We start from the raw sequence: 3,136 nt of genomic DNA, 5'->3' as shown, positions 1-3,136 counted from the left end.
TGGATGTCACAGGATTGAATAAAGACGAACTAGCACAACTTTCTCATTAGCCGAGAAAGTATAAAGCCTTGCTAGTTTAAGGGCGAGGCTCCTGCTTTACGAAGACAACCCTCACGAATAGCGCTATCACTTCGCTTTCTACTATAAAATTGCTCGATTCCGGCCCAACTTGATGTGAGACATGCCTAGCTCTCGTTACGCTCAACTCTCATTCTTTTGACGACACGAACGACCGTTCGTGGTGACACTCCCACAAACTTAGCTGTTTCATTGATGCTCATCTCCTTAAGAACTCGAAGTTTGTAGATTTGTTCGTGCAACTCTAAATCGGGCCTTCTTCCTCGATACTTGCCCATTGTCTTAGCTTTATCTATGCCTTCCTTTTGGCGTCGACGTCGATCTTCGTAATCTTTACGAGAAATCGCCGCGAGCATATCCATCATCATGTTATTGATCGCTTTAATCATCGAATTCGTGAACTCATCGGATATTTCAGGAGCCATGGCGATGTGACTAGTTGGTAAATCCAAGCTAATGACTTTCAATTCCTTCTCGTACAGCATTTCTTTCAATTTAGACCAACTAGATTCATTTAGACGAGAGAGTCGATCAATCTGCTCAATCATGATCAAATCCCCTTTTTTAGCATCACTTAATAATTGCAGTAATTTAGGTCTTTGCAACGAAGCGCCAGATTCTTGCTCAACATACCAAGCAGCAATACGAAGTCCTTTTTGTTCAACAAATTCTGATAAGGTCTTTTTTGCTCTTTCTGCATCTTGTTCGATAGTTGATGCTCTTAAGTATCCAAATATGTACATAATTTTGATTAAGTGACTTTTAGGTTATGATCTAAATAGGTATGTCATTTATATTATGACATTTAATGGTTAGGTGCAATTTTCAACTAGTGACAATAAGGTATACCCAAACAACATACCCTCCTTCTCAAATTTAAAGTTTAATCATTGCTACAAGGAATAATAAAAATATGAAATGAGAAATCAAAGACTCAGCCAAATCCAAAAAGAGATATTAAGTTGTTTGGCAAAGGGATTCGTGAAGGGAGTCAAAGAAGGTAAGTCTACGGTGGTCAACCATGCTATTAACCAACTTCTTAGGAGAGAGGTCCCTCCAAACAACTTCCGCGTATCTTGTGAAATTATTGAGGAGCGAGGGCTAATCAGGCGCAAGAAAGTAAATTTAGATTGGTATATTAACATTACGCCCGAAGTATTTGATAAAGCACTTTAAGGGCTAGGGTTTATAAACATAGGTGCATATAGAGTCATTTACACCACAATTTCCGCCTCCGCTGAAATATGAAGAAGCGCATCTTGCTGTATTACAATGAAATCAGGGGGCGATTACGAGCCGAGGAATGCATGTCGACCGATTTCCTAACAAGCCGCTTTACCAAAGTAGTCAATAGCCTACGGAGCAAGATATCAAGCACACAATCAACAAAGAGTTAGAGTTCAGTCGGACAACTGTGTAATCAATTATTAGTAAGCTTAATTACAAGCCTGTGCTTTAGATTTAAGCCAAAATACTAAAATCACCAAGTACACAATCATGTTGATCAGTAATGCTGCCTGTTAAAGTCGTTTCGCAGTATGAAAATTTAATATTCATATCATCCACGTTTCCGCTCACTAACACGTGGCGCCTTAAAACATCACCATTAAGTTGGTGAATAATCCCACCCCAAGAGAGGTTATCTTTAAATAAATTAAATGTGATCTTCATACTATTCCTATTTATTATTTATCGTTTTTTTCTTTTGTTGTTGAAACCAAAAAAGTTTACGGCCTGTTGTTCGAGACATGGTTGATCCTTATTTATTTTCGTTAGATATAACGAAGCTAGCAGTCTTTTAGAGATACTACTATTGAGATATATTAATAATTTTATTTATAAAAACGAAGTAAATAAGAAACGTAACGACAAATACAAAAAGTATTGGGAGAATATTGGATATTTTCGTGGGGAGTTATAAATAAGTACTCTAAGATGGGGGGAAGTGACGCAAGCGGTATCTCCGCTCGCGCCTACTTAAAATCTTATGCAGCTACAACGTTTGCAGCTTGAAGACCTTTTTGGCCTTGCTCTACTTCGAAAGACACTTGTTGGCCTTCTTTAAGAGTCTTGAAACCTTCAGATGCGATAGCACGGAAGTGAACGAATACGTCAGCACCGCCGTTGTCTTGAGTTAGAAAACCAAAACCTTTCTCTTCGTTAAACCATTTTACTACGCCATTTGTTTTGTTAGACATATTGTGTCCCTTATATAAGATAAAAATTAATCGCAAAATGCGATGCGCTGAGAGCTGGAATTATTTAATGTATCTATGAAGCTAAGGGAAACACTGAGGAAAACAACAATAACGAGGAATTCTGAGGGTTTTACTTTTACAACTTGATGTTTCATTTAATAACTCTGAACAACAGAGCGATGACATTATTATCCATTATCTCGTTTTTGTAAAGGTTTAATTTGAAGTTAACATATATCTTCCTGCTGCCCTGCAAAATACGATTTTTTACAAATTCACCTACACTTTTATCCCGAGACCTTATAAACAGTCGTCCGACTACACCCTAACTCTTTACTGAGCTCAGTTTATTCATGCCTTTGGTTTGCAATCTCTTGAATGAGTTGGTGAGCGTCTTAGAGGTGCCTCCCTTCTGAGCGCGCGCTCTGCCCACATCACTGTTAATATCCAAATCGCCCAAGTAATGAAAGACCAAACCGGCTTTCTTTCTCGCTAGCTGCTCAGCAATTTGCAAAGCATCAATGGTATTACGATCAAAATACGGTCGACTTTAGTAACGTGAATAACATCCCCTTCCCTCGCAAAGTCCAGCAACAGGTTAAGCAGTTCTCTCTCTGGGGATTCCCCCCCCTCGCTTGCTCTTGGTGAATTTTTCATAACCTATAGCTTTAACCTGTTCAAGTTGAACGTCGAGCGTTTGGTCTTGAATACTGACACGGACATAGCCAATTTTCATGAAATGAACCCTAAAGTGAACATTAAGATAGTTTTAATTAAGTGTACATATACATTTAAAAGACTAACTGGGCTTTGTTGCGTAATTCAATGGAACTAAATCAAGAACCTACGATCTGATCAGC

The 3,136-nt window shown here is 38.5% G+C and carries 4 protein-coding genes and 1 pseudogene; 1 reads left to right on the top strand and 4 read right to left on the bottom strand.

What is annotated here, in order from left to right; all coding sequences use genetic code 11:
• Window positions 1-185: 185 nt before the first annotated feature.
• Complete coding sequence (locus ACED53_RS23140; protein WP_017103703.1) at window positions 186-821, bottom strand: recombinase family protein; 636 nt, start codon at window positions 819-821, stop codon at window positions 186-188.
• Window positions 822-996: 175 nt separating this feature from the next.
• Here ACED53_RS23140 and ACED53_RS23135 point away from each other — a divergent pair, with 175 nt between their 5' ends.
• Window positions 997-1,254 (top strand): hypothetical protein, encoded by a 258-nt coding sequence (locus ACED53_RS23135; protein ID WP_016800084.1) that lies wholly within the window; start codon window positions 997-999, stop codon window positions 1,252-1,254.
• Between the two features lie 285 nt (window positions 1,255-1,539).
• Here ACED53_RS23135 and ACED53_RS23130 read toward each other — a convergent pair whose 3' ends face one another.
• From ACED53_RS23130 to ACED53_RS23120, 3 genes and pseudogenes are all read right to left on the bottom strand, one after another.
• Window positions 1,540-1,749, bottom strand: coding sequence for a hypothetical protein (locus tag ACED53_RS23130; protein ID WP_016800083.1), 210 nt, complete (start codon window positions 1,747-1,749; stop codon window positions 1,540-1,542).
• Window positions 1,750-2,063: 314 nt separating this feature from the next.
• Window positions 2,064-2,276 (bottom strand): cold-shock protein, encoded by a 213-nt coding sequence (locus ACED53_RS23125; protein ID WP_102258025.1) that lies wholly within the window; start codon window positions 2,274-2,276, stop codon window positions 2,064-2,066.
• Window positions 2,277-2,563: 287 nt separating this feature from the next.
• A pseudogene (locus ACED53_RS23120) lies at window positions 2,564-3,012 on the bottom strand (recombinase family protein).
• Between the last annotated feature and the right edge of the window lie 124 nt (window positions 3,013-3,136).

Origin of the sequence: Vibrio sp. 1F169 (assembly GCF_041439605.1) — a bacterium.
GTDB lineage: Bacteria > Pseudomonadota > Gammaproteobacteria > Enterobacterales > Vibrionaceae > Vibrio > Vibrio tasmaniensis_A.
Note: the sequence above shows the minus strand (reverse complement) of the source record. Positions and strands in the feature narration are given on the sequence as shown.